Source organism: Acinetobacter sp. CWB-B33 (genome assembly GCF_039655955.1).
Lineage (GTDB): Bacteria > Pseudomonadota > Gammaproteobacteria > Pseudomonadales > Moraxellaceae > Acinetobacter > Acinetobacter bouvetii.
In genome coordinates this window covers 141,114-158,983 of record NZ_JAGFEU010000001.1, presented here as the reverse complement: position 1 = coordinate 158,983, position 17,870 = coordinate 141,114, and the positions used below count along the sequence as shown (strand labels likewise).

Below are 17,870 nucleotides of genomic sequence, written 5' to 3'. Positions count from 1 at the left end.
AACAAAATCCCTTTTTTTTGGTCAAAATGACATTATTTTTGACGTTTAATCGCCTAAAAATATTTCTATATAATTCATTAATTTAAAGCCAGTGGAACTAGTCATTTTTAACGTCAGATTTTAGACCTATTATTCAGTTCGTTTGGCTATGGATTTGACACAGAATGACCACCTCTCCCAACTATAAAAAAAGCTGGACACCTGAACGTAGGAGAAAACAGCGTGAACGGATTATGCAAAATAAGCCCTGGCTTAAATCCACCGGCCCAATAACAGAAGATGGAAAAAAGGCCTCAAGCCAGAACGCGCGCTCCAGCTTTATAAAGTTCTCATGTGCGGAGCTGAATCAATTGATGAGAAAACAGGATAAGGTTTTAAGGAAGCTTTCAAAGCTGGACTTTGAACAGGAAAAACAGGATCTTGAAAATGAAATCGCTGGGATCAAAACAATTTTGGAGTCTGGAACAGCGCGGAATTAAATAAAACAAACTAATAAATAATGCCTGCATCGTTCATTCAAGAGTAATTAAAGATGACTTCCAGCAATCAATCCAAAGCTGCTGCTGTAATTCTAAGTGCAGACCTTGCGCTGAAACAGGCAGGCCTCGCGCATGAAGGCATTATCACGGATACAGCAAAATTACTGCTGTCTGTCGCACATGATCATAAAATCAGTGTAGAAAGCGCATATACCAGGCTCTGCGAAGAATATGAGCGCCTTGAAGCACAGCAGAAACAGCGAAAAATAAAAGCAGTAGAAGCCTACGACAGCCATATTGCTCAGCATCAGGAAGAATTGAATCAAATCCGCTTAGATATCGAGAGCATTAAGGCAGAAGCTGCGGCATTGCAAAAAGGCCTACAGCGTAAAAAAGAGATCCACGTGCAGCAAGAAAAAAGATTAAAGGCGGAAAACTTTACAGAGCAGCAGATCCAAGCTGTTTTGGATATGGGTGAAGCACTGGATGAGCAACAAACCCTGCAAGAAATCAAACAAAAGAATGAAGCGGAAATTCATCTGAATAAACGCCTTGATGCGATTTATGAAGAAGCCCGCACGATTAAAGAAACAGTCCTCTATACGCAGTAATGCTGCTTCAAATGCTTAATTGAATAAAATCCTCACCCGCATGCAATGGCCGGCCCTGCATGCGGCAGACTAAGGGCCATTGGAATGAATATTGCGGAAAAGATTAAAACTGAAATTTCAAACTATAAATACTACAAAAACAAGTTTGGAGAGGCTCACCCCCGGGCAATGGATAAACTGCTGGAGATAGCTGATTTAATCCCTGCAGAATGGGCTAATGATAAAAATACTGCATTAAGCAAGTTTGTTGCTTCAGCCCAGCTGATTAATGATTTGCGAATGAAAGATCAAAGTAGCAATGAAAATGAAGTGACCAATATTAGAGCCAATGGATTTTAAATCTAACTGGTTTTCCTTGATGTACCTTGATGGAATGGTGTTTCCTCAAAATAGCGATAACTCTTGTTATATCTGGTTTATAGGCTATTTTTCATCGTATCTCAGTAGAAACTCATCAGGGAAAGATTTTAAGTCTGCTGTCTGCGGGGATTTTGTAGACTTACCCTTACGTAGTCTTACCAAACACCTTATCGTCAAAAGTGATGTAAAGCTTGTGCCGTATAGGTTTAGGCCTACTTTTATGCCATTTAAACGTGAGTGGCGTAAGAGTAATTAAGGTGTACCAAATACCCACTCATCCAGTTGATTTACAATAATCTTGTTTTACGTAGTTTTACGAAATGAAAACCACCATTCTGCTGTAAGCCTTTTTCTATATGGTCTTCTTATCAATTTCCATCAATACGCTGTAAAACAAAAATTACTTAGAAGTACTTAGATCAAATAGGTAATTTTTCACATTACTTGCGACATAAAATTGAAGTTTCAATTTTGAGTGAATAAGTAACGGCCTTTTATGCCTCTTACTCACTTATGCACCTGATTAGATCGAGTGACTGTAAGAAAATAGTGCATTTTTCATTTAAATTATTCAATAAACTCAGCTTTACCGTGGCATGAAATTTGCTGTAGACGAATTTACAATATTTTTATTTTTCAATTATTAAAGGTATGTTCTATGTTTAAGCACACACTCATTCCACTATTTGTTTTTAGTGCTCTTGGTACTTCAGCAGCTTATGCTGAAAATTTTAATGTTCTTAAGCAAATATCAAACAAACCTGTTCAGCTAAAAGATGGTGAATACAAAGGTAACTATTATGTACCTTCAACTTTAAATACGATTACTTGGGGATATTTGCCAAATAAAGATGCTAAGCCTGTCATTTCTGTTCCATCTGGCAGCGTGGTGACTTTTGACACAGTTTCGCATGAAGGTTTACTTGAAGATCAAGGACGAGATGCAGAAAAGTTCTTTAAATCAAAAGGTGTTAAACCCGAATATATTTTAGATGAAGCAAAAAAAATTACTCAATCTAAATTGAATCATGATTTTCATAAAGATGGTCCGCACATTGTGACTGGACCTGTTGAAATTCAAGATGCTCAACCGGGTGATATATTAAAAGTAGAAGTGATTAAGGTTGAGCCACGTGTTCCTTATGGCGTCATCTCCAACCGTCATGGTAAAGGTGCTCTAGTTGGTGAATTTCCGAAAAAGCCAAAACAAGAAAATGCCTCCGCTGCCCATCCTGAACGATATGGTAATGTTTCAGTATTTACCCCTATAGAAAAAAATTCCAAAGGTGAGTATGAAGGTGTCCTAAAAACAGAATCAGGTAAGTCTATTCGTTTCCCACTTTATCCATTTATGGGCATTATGGGCGTAGCTGCTAATACCTCCGAGCCTGTTCATTCTGTTCCGCCTGCAATGTATGGCGGTAACATTGACATCAATGAATTAGGTGCTGGATCAACAGCTTATTATCCTGTGCAAGTCAAAGGCGCTCTGTTCTACACAGGTGATAGCCATTTTGCACAAGGAGATGGTGAAGTGGCTTTAACAGCACTTGAAGCATCTGCTCGTGCAACTCTTAAATTTACGCTATTAAAACAAGGTAAAGATAAGATTCCTGGTAAGGAAATTGTACAACCTTTAGCAGAGAATGCTGAATTTTGGATTACACCAGGTTTAGATGTAGATTTAGATGAAGCAATGAAAAAATCTACTCGTGAAGCAATTCGCTTTTTAAATCAGGAGTACGGTATTGATGAGGCAATTGCCTATGCTTATTTAAGTGCTGCTACAGATTTTGAAGTTTCACAGGTAGTGGATAAAACCAAAGGAATCCACGCGAAAATACGTAAGGCGGACTTTAAAGAGTTTAGTGAAGAACAAAAATAATAATAAAATTATCATAAGGAATACCCCCCTGAAAGCTAAATGCATGGTCTGGCTTTCAAGGGGTTAATTAATATTTTTTTCGATCATTAATAGTAATTTTTGTACGCCGTAGAAAGACAGAGCACGTTTTTCTTGTTTGACGTAGCTTGACAAAACGCATTTTCAATAAATCCTCTAAAACCCTTATGTAGCCTAGCTTTGAATGTATTTTTAGGGATGATTTCAAAGGCATCTTGTCAAACAAAATACAGATACCTTGTCATGCAAGATTCAAGGTCTTTTTTTTGCTATACGTAGCTATACGAAAGGCAATTTTTATAAAAGCCCTCCCCCCTTGTATGCCTTTCTATATATGGCTTATATGCCATTCAATATAATTTAGCGTAAAGCAAAAAATTACTTAGATGGAATAGGTCCTTTTCAACTATCTTGTGATACGTAGTGATACGAAATTAAAGATCAAAAATCGCCGTATCCCTTATAGTGCCTGGCAAGCATTCGAATTTAATTGAGTGGGTTGTAAAACAAAAATGAGCTGTCCTTGTATCTCTAAAATTATGCCATTTTGCATGACGTAGCATGACGAAATGCAGTTTTCATAAAATAACTGTAATGCTTATTTGATAAGGCTTTGACGCGATTTTAGGGTGCTGTCAAGGTAAATCAAAGGTACTTGTATATCTAAAATACGGCGTTCCTTGTACGACGTAGAACGACAAAACAAGGGCTATAAATGAACTACAATCCCAAATTGAGGACTTTTTATACTGTGTAATTGAACACTTATTAATATTCAATTTCTATTCAGCTTCACAGAATAGATTCTTTTACATCAACTGCTTGATTAGTAATTTCTTTCAAAAGATCTTCTAATTTTTTAAATTTTTCATCATATTTTTGAGTGTTTTCTGTATAATTCCTTTGATTGTATTCAAATTCTATTAAATTTTTATCCTGAGCTTTTCTAAAAGAAAAATACTCCAATATATGTAAGTCACCTAGAGCTTTATTAGCTAATTCCTCAAAGGTAATTATTAAATTTTGATAAATCTGTATTTTTTCATTTTTTTCTAAAAATTTATTATTCATTTTTTTTAATTCTATAAGTTGCCATAGTAGTTTTTGACGATCTTCCCTATTTCTGAATTCATCCATGCTTATCTCTTTGTCTAGGATAATTTTAGCATTATAAAAACCAAACCCATTTTTAATATGGGATGATAAGTCATTTAAATTATCTAAAAGCTGAAGTGTACTTTTTATTTTGTGTTCACTCCGCCAATCACTAAAAAGAACAAATGCAGCCACCGGTGCAAGGAAGGCAGCACCTAAAGTAAGAGCATCTTTTATAACATCATATGCAACAGATCGATTAAAGTCATATTCATAAATTGGGTAGTTGCTTTTCAGAAAGAATGCCATCACCAGGTACAAGAATACCCCTATAACAGTCCAAAATCCGACTTGTCTTATCTTATCTTCTAAAGTTTTCTTCTTCATACATTCCAATGCTATTTAAAAATACTAATTCTAACTAATAGAACATCCTTTTAAAGGGCGACCTGCGAAAAACTGTACTCGTCAATAAAAAGCCCCCCTACTCAGGAGGCTAATTTATTTACTACTAGTTACCTACAAAAATCAGTCCATCTTGCTCAGATAAAAAATTCATTTCGATTAACTTATCAATATCTCGATAGAATGTTCTATCTGTCTTCCCACTGAATAAGATTTGTATTCTTGGTATTCTGTACAACTCTGCTTTAGAGAAATGCTTTTTATTCTCCCCACAAACAATAAGTACGGTATGAATTAAGTTAAATTGTCTATCTGAAATTTTCTTATCAAATTTGGCATTATTCAATGCTGTTTGATACAGCAAAAACTCAATCAGTCTATTGCTTTCATCATGTAGATATTCGATTGTTTCAAACATTCCCTTAAGCACGAATGCAATAAATAGCTGATTGGGATTAGCTAACTTTCGTTCGGCATGTTTTCTACATTGATTAAATAATGCGAAATATTCATGGATATTCGTTTGATAGTATTTCCAGATAGCCGACGAACTAAATCTATACCCAGATTGCTCTAATATAAGCATTTCAATTAATCGCCCTGTACGTCCATTTCCATCCCAAAATGGATGAATCAACTCAAAATAGTAATGCGCTAAACATGCTCTAATAATTACAGGTTGATTAATTATGCTTGGGCTATTTAACCACTCAACCCAAGCCTGTATAAGATACTCAATATCCTCTATACATTTAGGTGGTCTATACGTTCCCCCGTGTACTTCATTACCAACAATTGTTTTCTGTGTAGGCTGATTATTCCGCAATTGTCCAGCAGGATTATGCTGTTCAGAAAGATTCTGTGAAACAAGTATGTGTAAATGGAATATTGTTTCTAATAAAAATGCGCTACCTGATAGTGGTGACAACTTCTTAGAGCTCTGCCCTTTAATCCAATCTATGGATTCTTTTAGGTTTGTAAGCCTTCTTTCCTCTGACTTTTGAATAGTCTTGGGGTCTTGTTTTAAAATATCTGCTGTTTCTTGTTCTGTAAATTGCCCACCCTCAATCGTATTCGTACTATAAATACTGCTTGCAAGTACCTTTTCCTGAACCTGATCAATAATCAATGGAAGGCTTGGAGTCTTATTAAAGCGATTCTGTGAATCATTAACCCTATCTAGCATGGCTTGAACTTCGTCTAGCTCAAAACCCAGCTGAAATGTAAAGGAGCCTGACTTGTAGGTCATAACTCTAAGTGTAGTATCATCTACCCATGTTTTACTTTGTTCAGGCATATTTTGTCAGTAAAAATGTCAAAGAAAATGTCACTACATTAATATTTTATTTCATACACTTAGTCAAATATTACCAAAGAAAATGTCAAAGAAAATGTCAAAGAAAATGTCAAAGATTTCATAGGTTATTTTTTATTCTTTTTTATCAAATATTTAAAGTCCCATCAAAGGGACATATAAGCATCATAGTAATTGCAGTACATCGGCTCTAATTTCTGTCACTTCCTTTTCATTTCCGCTTTGGTCTTTCCATTTACGTGCACGGAATGAACCTTCTACATAGACCTTTCCACCTTTCTTTAGGTACTTACTGGCAATCTTTGCTAAACGGTTAATGGTGGAGATTCTGTGCCACTCTGTAGCCTCTACACTCACCAGTGATCTTGTCTTTCCAGAACTCAAATGTAGCCACGCTGAATGTGGTAATGCTTCCACGATTGGTGAAATTCTTTGTTTCAGGGTCACGGCCTAATACGCCCATGACAATAGCTTTATTTACGTTTAGCATTTTTCTTTCTCTTATCCTATTGGCTCATGTATGTGTCTGTTTTGAGGTGGACATGGTGGACAAAGTGGACTTAATTAACTATCTACATGATTTTAAATAATTAAATAAATCCACCTGTATATAAATATGAATAGTAAAAAAGTGGACATAAAAAATAGATGAAGTGGACAGAATAAATTGGGTTGAATCGTGTCCACCTTATGCCCACCTATTAAAATAGATATATTTATATAAAGTGGACATAGAAATATCTATATATAACAGTATCTTAGCTAAAATAAATATCTCTATGTCCACCTTGTCCACTGCGTCCACCTTATAAATATTATTTCTAGATTTCATTATCCAGGCTCTGCATGGCTTCTGCGCTGAAATGCATCATTCGGGGCCGTGTGCCGTCAGGCAGGGCGCTGCTGGATTTCTTCACATAGAGCTTTTTACCGCCCTCGACAAATTCCTTAATCCAGCCGTGTCCGATCAATGCCTTTTTCACGCTGGCTTCATTCATCCCGATGCACATTTCCTTTTTAAACATGGTTGGCGATACAAGGTAAGTTTTTTCTTCAGGGTCATAGTAGCCGACACGGTTATGGATGCGCGGGCGCATCACTTCGCCATCCGCATGCCGGATTACGGTCAGGTTTTCAAAGCGGCTTGTGCCGTTGGCCTCAAAGAATGCCTTGATATGCTCAAGAACTTTCGTTTCCTCCATGTTTTCACCATTGCCCAGATTACCCAGCCAAGTGTGGAAACATTGCGTCACAGCTTCAAATGCGCGGCCCTGCGCCCATCCTGTGATACCGGCCTGCGCCGCGAGTTCACCGGCAGCCGCCACCAGCGCGAAACGGCGCAAAACACGGCTGGCCTGTCCATTCTTTGTCTGGCTGTGCTGTTCAATAAAGCTGGCCATCAGGGCTTGGGCGTTCTGCATCACGGCATCTTTATCCTGGGTCAGATACTCCAGCCATTTAATGCCCGCGTGGCCGTAGTGCTTTGATGCCAGCTCATTTATACGGCCGCCGATATCCTGCGGCGCTGCGCCATAGTTGATGCAGTCAAATACGCCGTATCCTTTGCCGGCATCACTGGGGATATGCGCGAAGCGCAGTAGCAGCCCAGCATCCAGCTCGATATTGCCACGGCGCAAATGCTCTTCAAGTGTGACTTCGCCGGTTGAGGTGTACATCAGGCTGAATTGCTTGGCATCGCGGTTTTTGCCGGCCTTGGTGCTTCTGGCTTTGCCCTGTCCGCCAGTAAGCATATAAACAATATCAGATACGGCTTTCGGCACCGCCTGGCGCAGCTCATCAAGGTTTAAAAAGCTGTCATTTCTCAATTCTGCTTCATTCTCTAAAGCGTTATCAGTTGTCCGCCATGACTTAGAAATATGCTTGGGATTGCCCCACACGCTGCATGAGGCCTTGGTAATGGTGCTTTTGCCGTCCGTTGATGAGCCGTAGATATGAAAGCCTCCGCTTTCCGCGCCTAAAGGCAAAACCAGCTGCCCGGAAAAGGCACATGAGAATGCTAATACCGCTAAAGCGTGAGGCTCAATCAGCCGGCTCAGCTCACGCCATTCCTCAAAGCTCCCGGATACGGTATAAGGGCTTTTGCTGTCACTGTGAAAAAGCAGCTCTTCATCTTCGCTGGCGCCATAGGTTTTATTGGGCGTAGCGAAACAGCAGCCATGCCATCCGGCGCGGTCTACACAGCGGAAGCGCTGCTCTATCGGGTAATCCTGAATGTAGTTAATGAATACGTTTTTTTTATAGGCTTGGCGCGGAGGCATCAGGCCATGATTGGCAATAATCTTTAAGGCTTCCTGCGCTTCCCCCATGAAATGCTCATAGGGGATCAGCAGCCGGTGCAGAGTATTGTCCTTGTCGTGGAACTGAATAACGCGCTTCCAGTTGTCATTATTCAAACTGCGCGCTTCACCTAATATAATGGCTGAATGGCAGATAAAAGTACGGGTCTGTTTAAGCTCCCCATCCTCATCCCTTTTTTCTTTGATCAGGTAGAGGCCATTGTCCAGAATATGCAGGAATGCACCGTCATCCATCCTGAAAGGCTTGGCCAAATGGCCTTTAGGTAGCAGCTTATTTGCAAGCAGTCGCTCAATGGCCAGCTGAATAAATGCTTTGACCTCATCCGAATCATCTTCTTGATAGAGCTCTGTCAAAAAAGAGCCTTCGCCGTACTCTGTATATTGGTTTAATAATCTAACTGCAGTATTTTTCTCAAGGCTTTGGAATGCCTCCAGCTTGATATGCTCAGGGCGCACTGGCATATAGAGCTGGGTATATCCGGCCTGTGACAACTGATTAATGGCAAATTGAATCTGCTCAAAATCAAACGGCTTGAGTGCAGCCTGTTTGGCATTGCATAGGGTGGGCAATATCACCAATGCCGCGGCGCAACCTGTCTGGGCAATCTTAAAGAATGCCTCCAGGCTGCAAGTGATAATGACAGGGTGATCTTTCTGCAGGTTCCCGTAGCAAGCAAAGCCGTTGGCCAAGCCGTCAGGGATGACTTGAACCGACTTTTTATCCTGCAGTACGGCGCATTGAACAAGCTTCAGCTGCCCATTCACGATAGGTAGGATTAAAGGGCTTTCGTACCGGCTGCCGTTAATCTCTACCTTGCATTGGTCGACATAGATCGGCTGTGATGGACTGCCAAAACGCTCAATGATGGGATGATTTAGATATGTTTCATCCAGTGGATTAAGCACCGTGCAATTTGCTAAGATAGTGTCGGGTTTGATGGAGGTGGTGATATTCATAGTGTCACCGCCTTTTTATTTGCTTCCAATTCTACTTGATAGGCTTCAGTTTCATCGGAATAATGGCTTAAGCGATTTTCAGCAATGTACTGGTACATATCTACAACATGTTCTAAGTCATAAAAACCAATCACACCCTTATTACCAAGCTCTCTTTTAATTTCTTTTAAGCGTTTTTTAATGTCTGTGATTGCAACACTCATCCACTGCATATCACATTCAGCCAGTGAATAAGCATCGACCAAATCACCAGCATTATAAGTCTTAGGCGTGTTATTAGAATTAATTTGTGTAGGCATGATTAATGCGCTCCGCTTGATTTTAAAGGAGCTTCACCATTCACGACCAAATGAGGGTGGCGAAGCCGAAAAGGGTTGGTCGACAGGCTCAAACGGTTACCTGCACACTCGAAAGTGTCCCTCTCCAGCTCCGCCATAACATGCGAACGCATAGAGATTTCACGCACAAAAAAAGCCCTTGCGGACTGTGCGCCGTTTGAAAATTTATAGCCGACCAAAGCTAATTCAGTGATTTTGCACTGAACGCCGTTAGCATAGCTAGGCAAATGACAGCTTTCAAGGCCTAAAATCAAAATTCCTAAAATTAATGCTTTAGACACTTTAGAAACAGCAGGTAAATCACAACGTTCATTTCGATAAGAAACAAACGTTGCTGATAACCGGATACTCATGCTGTTTCCGCCTTACCAAAATATTTGGCCAGTACTTGCATACCCTTAGGTAGAATGAAAAACTCAATTTTGGTGAATGTATACGGATCTCCATTCGGGCGTATTCGGGCCACTTCCTCATACTTAGTTTCGCAGTAACCACACTTTTGGCTGTAGTAAGTCGATGCCCGAGTATTGTTTAACTTCCGGTCCCAGCTATGCTGACGAAGCCAATTCGCAAGGACGGCTTGTTTTATATTCAGGATCTTGCAAGCTTGCTGAAATTTCACACCTGCAGGTGTTTGAGTGATTGCGTCGATCGTTCGCTCAAGCGACTGGTTCTGTGTTTCTAAGTGAATGACTTGCTCGGTGTAATTCAGCAAAGCACGGCGTAAGGCATGAGGGTCATGTAGGTCGACATTGGTAGACTTAACCTGTTTTTCTAGTTCTTGCCAACGATCTACCAAGCGTGCTGTTAATTCAGGACATAACTGCGCTACAACAATAATGCTATCGCGCTTACCTTGCTCACCAGAAAAGACATAAATTTTAGGTATTACCCCATTTGCCGATTTAATCCCATCCTCAATTTGAGGATAGGAAATAACGCTAGTATCTATAAGGCTTTCAATAGTTCGCTTAACATTATCGGGACGTTTATGGACCAAATTAGCAATTTCTAAATGATCCATTTTAATACCTGAAAAAGGTGCTAATAGATTCATGATTAAGCCTCCAATACTGCGAGACTTTGTTTTTGGCTGTTATGCCAGTCTACAAGCTCGGCATAGTCGAAATAGACTGCTGCCTGCTTGGTATCCCCTGTTTTAATTGGCCGAGGAAATGAGGCATCTGTACGCACGATATGGCGCAATGATTCGCGGCTTATATCCAGCAGTTCACAAGCAGTTTTAAATTGGACACGGATTGGTTTGATAGTCATAAAAAAGCCCATATATGAATTAATATAGGCTTAGTATGTTGATGATTTTATTTGCTAAAAATACTTCTTCTAGCACAATGGGTATTGTGCTTGCATCTTACCCATTGTGCTAGCATATAGGTGTTTATGCTTCTTTGGCCTTGCTAAATTCTTTTGAAAGCCAGCTTTCTACTGTTTTTGTGCTAAGTCCATATTTTACAGCATACTCTCTAGCGCATTCTGCATAAGAGTGAAAGCGACCAATTTTCCACTTTTTAAAAACCTCACCTTTTAGAGCTTCATATTTTTTTGCTCTACTTGTACCCCCAAGTGAATGTATACTTTTATCTGATATATTTGTAGTTAAAGAATGATTGAGCATTAAATATGCATAAGTTGCACCTATTGCAATGTAAATTTCATCAATACAATCAATAGTAAAGCATAAGTCGTTTGAGGTAATGCATTCTGAATTATTGAGAATTGAATAACCTTCATAAAAAAGATGATAAGCACGTGATAAGCGGACATACCCTTCAGCATAGAGCTGAATTTGAGAGTTTTCTCTTATTATTGTTATATTAGGATCGTCGTTAAAACATTCTTGGTCATAATCATAAGGCGGTTTTTTGGAGTATATATCCTTCATTAGATTGCCAATCAATAGCCTGTCATCAATTCCTAGGATTTGAAAAATCCGAAAAAAGCTATTAAGTAAATATCCTTCTTCATCATAAGTTTCCCGCAAAAATGAGATTGCATCCCTATTTAACTCATCAGATAAATCTAAATCTACATTCCCCTCATCACTAAACTCGCCAAACATTGTTTTATACTCCCAAGTATCCCCAAAAAAATAGCTAAGCCAATCGAGTTAGGAATTTGACTTTCGAGGATCAGCCTAGACTTAGCAAACTGAATATAAATGATATTGAGCTATATATGTGTATATCTTGGCATTAGTGCGACAAGGAATGTCACTTAACCTTTTTAAACTGAATCACTGCCTGATCCGCTATTTCTTCTAAATAGTTTGCATACCACTGCATCATGTTTGCCCTATCCTGTAGGTACTAGGCATTGTTATATACTCCTGTTTCCCCATCCTTTAGATGGGCTTCTGGGTTTTTACAAAATCAGTGATGCGGGATAATCTCGTATCACTTTTTTGACCTTCTCTTTTTATCAGAGCATCAACATAGCGCTGCGTATCAGGTAAACGTAGCCAGTCATTAGGCTTTTTATTAAAACGACTTGCTGCTTGAGTAGCATTAAACCAGCCTTGTTCACTAAAACTGAGTTCTTGGCCATTGTATTGAGAAGTGATTAACCCTTTCATAGCTACCCTACCTTGCCAAAATATTTGGCCAGTACTTGCATGCCCTTAGGTAGAATAAAGAATTCAATCTTGCTGTAGCTTCCTAACTCACCATTCGTTTTGACTCTCGTCACTTCTTCATATTTGGTTTCACAATAACCTCGTTCTTGGCTGTAGTGAGTTGATGCACGAGCTTTTTGCAATCTTCGATCCCAACCATGAGAACGCAACCAATCAGCTAAAACTTGGCGCTTGATATTCAGAATTTTGCAGGCTTGCTGAAATTTCACACCTGAAGGTGTTTGAGTAATGGTGTCGATCGTACATTCAAGAGAGTGATTTTGTGTTTCAAGGTGAATGACTTGCTCGGTATAGTCCAATAAGGCACGGCGTAGGGCATAAGGATCGTGTAGGTCAAGATTAGTATACTTAACCTGTTTTTCCAGCTCTTGCCAGCCGTCGACCAGTCGCGCTGTGAATTCAGGGTATAATTGTGCTACGACAATAATGCTATCGCGCTTACCTTGCTCACCTGAAAATACATAAACTTGCGTACTTCTGGATCTCCCCATAGTGTCAATAGATTGTTCATCCCCCATTGGGGGTTGAATAATCACACCGCGCTCTACAAGTCTTTCAATAGATTGTTTTACTTTGCCATGGCGAGATTGAACTAACTCAGAGATATACATGCTAGACATTGAAGCAGCAGAAAGATTTACTAATTGTTTCATGATTAAGCCTCCAATACTGCAAGGCTTTGCTTTTGGCTGTTATGCCAGTCTACAAGCTCAGCATAGTCGAAATAGACTGGCGCTTGTTTGGTATCACCTTCTCTGATCGAGCGTGAAAAAGAGGCATCGGTACGTACTTTATGGTGCAGTGCTTCACGGCTTACTCCCAATGACTCACAAGCTGTTTTAAATTGAATACGGATTGGTTGAATAGTCATAAAAATGCCCATATATGAAAAGATATGAGCAATTGTGGGATTATTAAGTTTTTAAAGTGTTGAAATCGAATAAAGATTATTTTTCATCGTTTTTTATTTACGATGTAATAAAAAAAACCAGACTCATTACTTTTTGAATCTAAAAGATTTTTTAATAAAGGTATAATAGTTTCTTTTAATTGCTTCCCTGAAAATTGCCCTTGTGGATATAAAAATAATGCTAAGGTATCGTATCGGATATGGTGATTAGTGATAGATTGCCATATAAGTAAGTCCATGACCTGTAAAATACGGAAATTTATAAGTTTATCTATATAGGATTTAGTCTTTGAGTAAATTGGCTTGTGATTTTGATTTTCTCGTAATGCTACCAACTGATTTTTAAACTCCTCAATTATTGCATCATCTGAAAAGTCTAAATTAATATATATGTTTGGCATCTTTATATAGTCATCTAAATTTCGTGGCAAAACGTCAAAAAATCTATTTATATCTCTGAAATTATGATAGTCGTTGTGATTCATGATGGGGGTGATAATGGGTGAGTCATCACAATTAAATCCGGGGAAAAGAGTAAAATCTGAGCTTTGATAATTCAATCTTCTGCCGTAGGGAGTATCCCGCCATAGAGATGTTGTAAAACTCAAAATGCCTCTAACAATAGAATCCCGTTCGTCTTGAATTAACTCATCTTTAGTTTTTGGAGGAAATGGAGGTAGTATTTTTTTTACCCCATTGATGGTGATACTTCGTGTCGTTTTAACGGTAATGATTTTTTTCTTACTATTTTTTTTATTCAGTCTTTTACTTTTCTTTTTGTCTTGAGTGTAGTCATCCTCAATAAAATAGGTATTCTTCAGTACGCGCTCCACTCTTGAAAAGAGGCTCTGTCTTTTACCTATTTCTTTTTTTAGCTTATTCTCGGATAAGTCTTGGTAAAAATCATCATACCTTTGATTACTTAAAAAACTTGGTATATCACCAATATTTTTAATTCTTTTCATTACGCCTCCCACAGCATCCCAATACGTAGCTAAGCCAATCGGATTGGGCATCCGACTTTCGCCCATCAGGCTAGACCTAGCAAACTGAATATAAACGATATTTAATTATAATTGTGTATGTTTTGATATATTCTGCGACACAAGTCGTCACTTAGTCTTTTTAAATTGAATGATGCTTTGATCCGCTATTTCTTCTAAATGGTTTGCATACCACTGCATCATGTTTGCCCTATCATCTAAATACTGGGCCTTGTTGTATACCCCTGCTACACCGTCTTTTACATGAGCTAAAGCTGATTCAATATGCCGCTCATCAAAGCCGCGATTATTGAGTAACGTACTGGCGATATGTCTAAAACCATGTGGTGTCTGTCTGCCCTCATACCCCATGCGCCGTAAAGCCATGATAAAAACTGTATCCGATTTTGGTTTGCTCTTGTCCGATCTGCTTGGAAATAGATACTCAGAATTAGTTTCATAGGTTTTTAATTCTTGAAGTATCGCTAATGCTTGCTTAGGTAAAGGCACAACATGCTCACGGCGTTTCTTCATGCGTTCTTCGGGAATATTCCAAAGGCCCTGCTCTAGGTCGAACTCATCCCATTTAGCCCCCCTTAGCTCAGTAGGTCGGCAAAACAGCATAGCTAGAAGCTGCAGGCCCATACGCACATCCATAGTCGGGTAATTATTGATTGCCCTGATTAATGCCGGCAACTCTGCCTCACTCACATGGGCTATATTTTCTTTTTTACCCTGCTGTAGATACTTCTGAATGCCCTCTAGTGGGTTGTAATCAATTCGCCCTGTGACCTTTGCGTAATCATAAATATCACGACACATTGCCCGAACACGGCTTACCTGTTCATAGATGCCTTGCTTCTGCTGAATACCTTTTAAATGGTTCATCCATTCAATAGGCTTTATGCTGGTGTACAAGCGTTTGCCAAAAACAGGAAATACATGCTTTTCTAATGCGCCCTTATTTCTGGTCATAGTGTCATGTACCCAGGTATTTACTTTGGTCTCCAGCCACTCACGAGCCAATATTTCAAAGGTTGCATTATTTTGTTCAAGCTCTTGGCGATTCCTTTCTTGTTTGGTAATGATTGGATTATCACCGTGGGATATGTCCTTAATAATCTCAGATGCTTTTTTTCTTGCACCTTTACCCGATAATTCAGGATAAGTACCTATCCCAAGCCACGACCACTTACCATCAGCCTTTTTATATCTAAAAAGCCAGGCTTTTTTACCATCTGGCTTTACACGAAAATATAGCCCCTCGCCGTCTAACTCCCGATACTCTTTTAATTCGGGCTCAAGGTTAGCGAGTACGGTATCTGATAAAGGACGGCGTTTTATATCTGTTCTTTTCATGAGCTTGTACACCAGCGAGTTCAACAAATATTGCAATGTACATGACAGTGTACACGGCGTATGTACACTATAGCTAGTTATGTTTGGTTATGTATAGGCAAGAAAAAAGGCTTGATCCCTTTAGAATCAAGCCTTTTCGTTTTAAAACTTGGCATATTTTGCCATGTTTTGGAAGGTATTTGGTGGAGATGGCGGGAGTTGAACCCGCGTCCGCCAGCATTACGCTCGAGAATACTACATGCTTAGATATCGTCTACTGTTTTAACTCTTTGTGACCCGACGAACAGGGTACAAATCGCGATCCTCTTAATTTAGTACAAAGCCCCGAGGCTTGACTTTATACGGACTTGTGTGCGTGCGCTTCAGTCGGACTCTCTAACCACAAGTATTCGGAGAGGCGGACAAGCTGCCCTTAGGCAGCTAGAGCGTATGATTCGTCGTTTGCGACTAAAAAATGCAAATTTGATTTACGAGAGAAAATGCGCTCTCGGCATGCATCTATGAGTTTCATCACCAGCGTCGAAGCCAGAAACATCCCCAATTGAGAGCTATCATAGCATAACTGCAAAAAATTGCGATGCAATTTCTAAAACAATTACACATTGATATGCGCTTAATTACATAATTGCGTTAATATTTTGATTTTCAAGTCCAACAATAAAATAATTTATGAGCTACTTACTTGCACTCGACCAAGGAACCACTTCGAGTCGTGCCATTATTTTCAATGAACAAGGTCAAGTTCAGGCAACGGCGCAACGTGAAACACGTATACATACCCCGCATTCAGGCTGGGTAGAACAGGATGCGCAGGAAATTTGGAGTTCGCAAATTGCTGTTGTACAGCAAGCCCTAGCCACGGCGCGCATTCTTGCCAAAGACATCAAAGCCATTGGGCTCACCAATCAGCGCGAAACGACGGTCGTATGGGACAAGCGTACAGGCAAGCCGCTTGCCCCTGCCATTATTTGGCAAGACCGCCGCGCAGCAGAATGGTGCAATCAGCTCATACAGCAAAATCTGCATGATCGCATTCATCAAAAAACGGGACTAAGAATCGATCCCTATTTCAGTGCGGGAAAATTAGTCTGGCTGCTGGAAAATATTTCTGGACTGCGTCAATTGGCGCAGCAAGGCCATGCTGCTTTTGGTACCATAGACAGCTGGCTGATTTGGAATTTAACTCAAGGCGCAGAACATGTGATTGAGGCCAGCAATGCTTCACGCACCATGCTGATGAATTTGCAAAACCAGCAATGGGATGAGGAGCTGCTGGAGTTATTTAAAATTCCGGCTTCAGTTTTACCTAGAATCATCAGTTCTGACAGCTATGTAGCAGATACGGCGCCAGGCTTGCTTGGCGCTAATATTCCCATCACCGGCATTTTAGGCGATCAGCAGTCAGCGCTATTCGGCCAATCCTGCTTTGAAGCCGGAACCGCGAAAAATACCTACGGCACAGGCTGCTTTATGCTGTTTAACACGGGGCATGAAGTGCAATTCAGTCAAAATAAACTATTGTCTACACTCGCTTGGCAAGCACAGAATCAGACCACTTTTGCACTGGAAGGCAGTGTATTTATGGCTGGCGCTATCGTGCAATGGCTGCGTGACGGCCTCGGCATCATTCAAACAAGCAGTGAAGTGGAAAAGCTGGCCAGCCAAGTTCAATCTACAGATGGCGTTGTTTTAGTGCCTGCATTTACGGGTCTTGGCGCACCGCACTGGGACAGTGAGGCGCGCGCCCTGCTCTGCGGCATGTCGCGCGGCACCAGCAAGGCGCATATCGCTCGGGCTGCTTTAGAGGCCATTGCCTTTCAGGTGTCAGATGTACTGACGGCCATGCAATCGGATATTTGCAAACCGCTGAAAGAGCTTCGGGTCGATGGCGGGGCATGCGCCAATGACATGCTGATGCAGTTTCAGGCCGACATTCTGAATGTTCCAGTACTTCGCCCAAAACTGCTCGAATCCACGGCTTGGGGCGCTGCTGCAATGGCAGGCTTAAAATCTGGAGTATTTTCCAATTTAGACGAGATTGCGCAGTCTTGGCAGCTGGAACGCGCTTTTGAACCCCAAATGAATGCAGATCAGCGTGAATATCATCTGCAGCAGTGGCAAGCAGCACTGAAACGCGCGAAATCCGATCTGTAATCCATACTTGCTATCATGCTGCTCATCCAT

The 17,870-nt window shown here is 40.2% G+C and carries 18 protein-coding genes, 1 other RNA gene and 2 pseudogenes; 5 read left to right on the top strand and 16 right to left on the bottom strand.

Annotated elements, in window-relative coordinates; translation table 11 throughout:
- Positions 1-164 precede the first annotated feature (164 nt).
- The 4 genes from JZ784_RS00795 to JZ784_RS00780 all read left to right on the top strand — a co-directional run bounded on the left by JZ784_RS00795 (position 165) and on the right by JZ784_RS00780 (position 3,335).
- Entirely contained in the window at positions 165-479 is a 315-nt protein-coding gene (locus tag JZ784_RS00795) for a hypothetical protein (protein ID WP_346313456.1), read from the top strand.
- Positions 480-532: 53 nt separating this feature from the next.
- Entirely contained in the window at positions 533-1,090 is a 558-nt protein-coding gene (locus tag JZ784_RS00790) for a hypothetical protein (protein ID WP_346313455.1), read from the top strand.
- A gap of 84 nt (positions 1,091-1,174) precedes the next feature.
- Positions 1,175-1,429, top strand: a complete 255-nt coding sequence (locus JZ784_RS00785; protein ID WP_346313454.1) for a hypothetical protein — start codon at positions 1,175-1,177, stop codon at positions 1,427-1,429.
- A 679-nt stretch (positions 1,430-2,108) separates the two neighbouring features.
- The gene (locus JZ784_RS00780; RefSeq protein ID WP_346313453.1) at positions 2,109-3,335 is read left to right on the top strand and encodes an acetamidase/formamidase family protein; all 1,227 of its coding nucleotides are present in this window, start codon (positions 2,109-2,111) and stop codon (positions 3,333-3,335) included.
- A gap of 810 nt (positions 3,336-4,145) precedes the next feature.
- Here JZ784_RS00780 and JZ784_RS00775 read toward each other — a convergent pair.
- From JZ784_RS00775 to ssrA, 16 genes and pseudogenes are all read right to left on the bottom strand, one after another.
- Positions 4,146-4,835, bottom strand: coding sequence for a hypothetical protein (locus JZ784_RS00775; RefSeq protein WP_346313452.1), 690 nt, complete (start codon positions 4,833-4,835; stop codon positions 4,146-4,148).
- A gap of 124 nt (positions 4,836-4,959) precedes the next feature.
- On the bottom strand, positions 4,960-6,150 hold the full coding sequence (locus JZ784_RS00770) for a Fic family protein (protein ID WP_346313451.1): 1,191 nt from the start codon (positions 6,148-6,150) through the stop codon (positions 4,960-4,962).
- A gap of 186 nt (positions 6,151-6,336) precedes the next feature.
- Positions 6,337-6,658 (bottom strand): annotated as a pseudogene (ssb, locus tag JZ784_RS00765) (single-stranded DNA-binding protein); the annotation flags it as partial.
- Between the two features lie 331 nt (positions 6,659-6,989).
- Positions 6,990-9,443, bottom strand: a complete 2,454-nt coding sequence (locus JZ784_RS00760; protein WP_346313450.1) for a DUF927 domain-containing protein — start codon at positions 9,441-9,443, stop codon at positions 6,990-6,992.
- Positions 9,440-9,742, bottom strand: a complete 303-nt coding sequence (locus JZ784_RS00755) for a hypothetical protein (RefSeq protein WP_346313449.1) — start codon at positions 9,740-9,742, stop codon at positions 9,440-9,442. The genes JZ784_RS00760 and JZ784_RS00755 overlap by 4 nt, the downstream gene beginning before the upstream one ends.
- 2 nt (positions 9,743-9,744) lie before the next feature.
- Positions 9,745-10,038 (bottom strand): hypothetical protein, encoded by a 294-nt coding sequence (locus JZ784_RS00750; protein ID WP_346314233.1) that lies wholly within the window; start codon positions 10,036-10,038, stop codon positions 9,745-9,747.
- Positions 10,039-10,130: 92 nt separating this feature from the next.
- Complete coding sequence (locus tag JZ784_RS00745; protein ID WP_346313448.1) at positions 10,131-10,838, bottom strand: phage antirepressor KilAC domain-containing protein; 708 nt, start codon at positions 10,836-10,838, stop codon at positions 10,131-10,133.
- Positions 10,839-10,840: 2 nt separating this feature from the next.
- Positions 10,841-11,056, bottom strand: coding sequence for a transcriptional regulator (locus JZ784_RS00740; protein ID WP_346313447.1), 216 nt, complete (start codon positions 11,054-11,056; stop codon positions 10,841-10,843).
- Positions 11,057-11,180: 124 nt separating this feature from the next.
- Complete coding sequence (locus tag JZ784_RS00735) at positions 11,181-11,861, bottom strand: hypothetical protein (protein WP_346313446.1); 681 nt, start codon at positions 11,859-11,861, stop codon at positions 11,181-11,183.
- 151 nt (positions 11,862-12,012) lie between these two features.
- Positions 12,013-12,165, bottom strand: a pseudogene (locus JZ784_RS00730) (integrase); the annotation flags it as partial.
- Positions 12,144-12,374, bottom strand: coding sequence for a KilA-N domain-containing protein (locus JZ784_RS00725; RefSeq protein WP_346313445.1), 231 nt, complete (start codon positions 12,372-12,374; stop codon positions 12,144-12,146). The gene JZ784_RS00725 and the pseudogene JZ784_RS00730, both read right to left, overlap by 22 nt.
- 2 nt (positions 12,375-12,376) lie before the next feature.
- Positions 12,377-13,087 (bottom strand): phage antirepressor KilAC domain-containing protein, encoded by a 711-nt coding sequence (locus JZ784_RS00720; protein ID WP_346313444.1) that lies wholly within the window; start codon positions 13,085-13,087, stop codon positions 12,377-12,379.
- A 2-nt stretch (positions 13,088-13,089) separates the two neighbouring features.
- Positions 13,090-13,305 carry a transcriptional regulator gene (locus JZ784_RS00715; RefSeq protein WP_346313443.1) on the bottom strand — a complete coding sequence of 72 codons (216 nt, stop codon included), beginning with the start codon at positions 13,303-13,305 and terminating at the stop codon, positions 13,090-13,092.
- Between the two features lie 83 nt (positions 13,306-13,388).
- Positions 13,389-14,360: a DUF6387 family protein gene (locus tag JZ784_RS00710; RefSeq protein WP_346313442.1), complete on the bottom strand. Its 972-nt coding sequence runs from the start codon at positions 14,358-14,360 to the stop codon at positions 13,389-13,391.
- A 96-nt stretch (positions 14,361-14,456) separates the two neighbouring features.
- Positions 14,457-15,686 (bottom strand): tyrosine-type recombinase/integrase, encoded by a 1,230-nt coding sequence (locus tag JZ784_RS00705; RefSeq protein ID WP_346313441.1) that lies wholly within the window; start codon positions 15,684-15,686, stop codon positions 14,457-14,459.
- A 180-nt stretch (positions 15,687-15,866) separates the two neighbouring features.
- Positions 15,867-16,225, bottom strand: a transfer-messenger RNA (tmRNA) gene (ssrA, locus tag JZ784_RS00700).
- Between the two features lie 130 nt (positions 16,226-16,355).
- On the opposite strand from ssrA, the gene glpK reads away from it, so the two are divergent.
- Positions 16,356-17,840, top strand: coding sequence for a glycerol kinase GlpK (gene glpK, locus JZ784_RS00695; protein WP_346313440.1), 1,485 nt, complete (start codon positions 16,356-16,358; stop codon positions 17,838-17,840).
- Positions 17,841-17,870 lie beyond the last annotated feature (30 nt).

Excerpts from the sequence above, each read along its gene's own strand:
- JZ784_RS00785 (WP_346313454.1), top strand. The coding sequence starts at position 1,175 with ATGAATATTGCGGAAAAGATTAAAACTGAAATTTCAAACTATAAATAC.
- JZ784_RS00725 (WP_346313445.1), bottom strand. The coding sequence starts at position 12,374 with ATGAAAGGGTTAATCACTTCTCAATACAATGGCCAAGAACTCAGTTTT.
- JZ784_RS00770 (WP_346313451.1), bottom strand. The coding sequence starts at position 6,150 with ATGCCTGAACAAAGTAAAACATGGGTAGATGATACTACACTTAGAGTT.
- JZ784_RS00720 (WP_346313444.1), bottom strand. The coding sequence starts at position 13,087 with ATGAAACAATTAGTAAATCTTTCTGCTGCTTCAATGTCTAGCATGTAT.
- JZ784_RS00775 (WP_346313452.1), bottom strand. The coding sequence starts at position 4,835 with ATGAAGAAGAAAACTTTAGAAGATAAGATAAGACAAGTCGGATTTTGG.
- JZ784_RS00715 (WP_346313443.1), bottom strand. The coding sequence starts at position 13,305 with ATGACTATTCAACCAATCCGTATTCAATTTAAAACAGCTTGTGAGTCA.
- JZ784_RS00745 (WP_346313448.1), bottom strand. The coding sequence starts at position 10,838 with ATGAATCTATTAGCACCTTTTTCAGGTATTAAAATGGATCATTTAGAA.
- glpK (WP_346313440.1), top strand. The coding sequence starts at position 16,356 with ATGAGCTACTTACTTGCACTCGACCAAGGAACCACTTCGAGTCGTGCC.
- JZ784_RS00735 (WP_346313446.1), bottom strand. The coding sequence starts at position 11,861 with ATGTTTGGCGAGTTTAGTGATGAGGGGAATGTAGATTTAGATTTATCT.
- JZ784_RS00795 (WP_346313456.1), top strand. The coding sequence starts at position 165 with ATGACCACCTCTCCCAACTATAAAAAAAGCTGGACACCTGAACGTAGG.
- JZ784_RS00790 (WP_346313455.1), top strand. The coding sequence starts at position 533 with ATGACTTCCAGCAATCAATCCAAAGCTGCTGCTGTAATTCTAAGTGCA.
- JZ784_RS00705 (WP_346313441.1), bottom strand. The coding sequence starts at position 15,686 with ATGAAAAGAACAGATATAAAACGCCGTCCTTTATCAGATACCGTACTC.
- JZ784_RS00755 (WP_346313449.1), bottom strand. The coding sequence starts at position 9,742 with ATGCCTACACAAATTAATTCTAATAACACGCCTAAGACTTATAATGCT.
- JZ784_RS00710 (WP_346313442.1), bottom strand. The coding sequence starts at position 14,360 with ATGCCCAATCCGATTGGCTTAGCTACGTATTGGGATGCTGTGGGAGGC.
- JZ784_RS00740 (WP_346313447.1), bottom strand. The coding sequence starts at position 11,056 with ATGACTATCAAACCAATCCGTGTCCAATTTAAAACTGCTTGTGAACTG.
- JZ784_RS00780 (WP_346313453.1), top strand. The coding sequence starts at position 2,109 with ATGTTTAAGCACACACTCATTCCACTATTTGTTTTTAGTGCTCTTGGT.
- JZ784_RS00760 (WP_346313450.1), bottom strand. The coding sequence starts at position 9,443 with ATGAATATCACCACCTCCATCAAACCCGACACTATCTTAGCAAATTGC.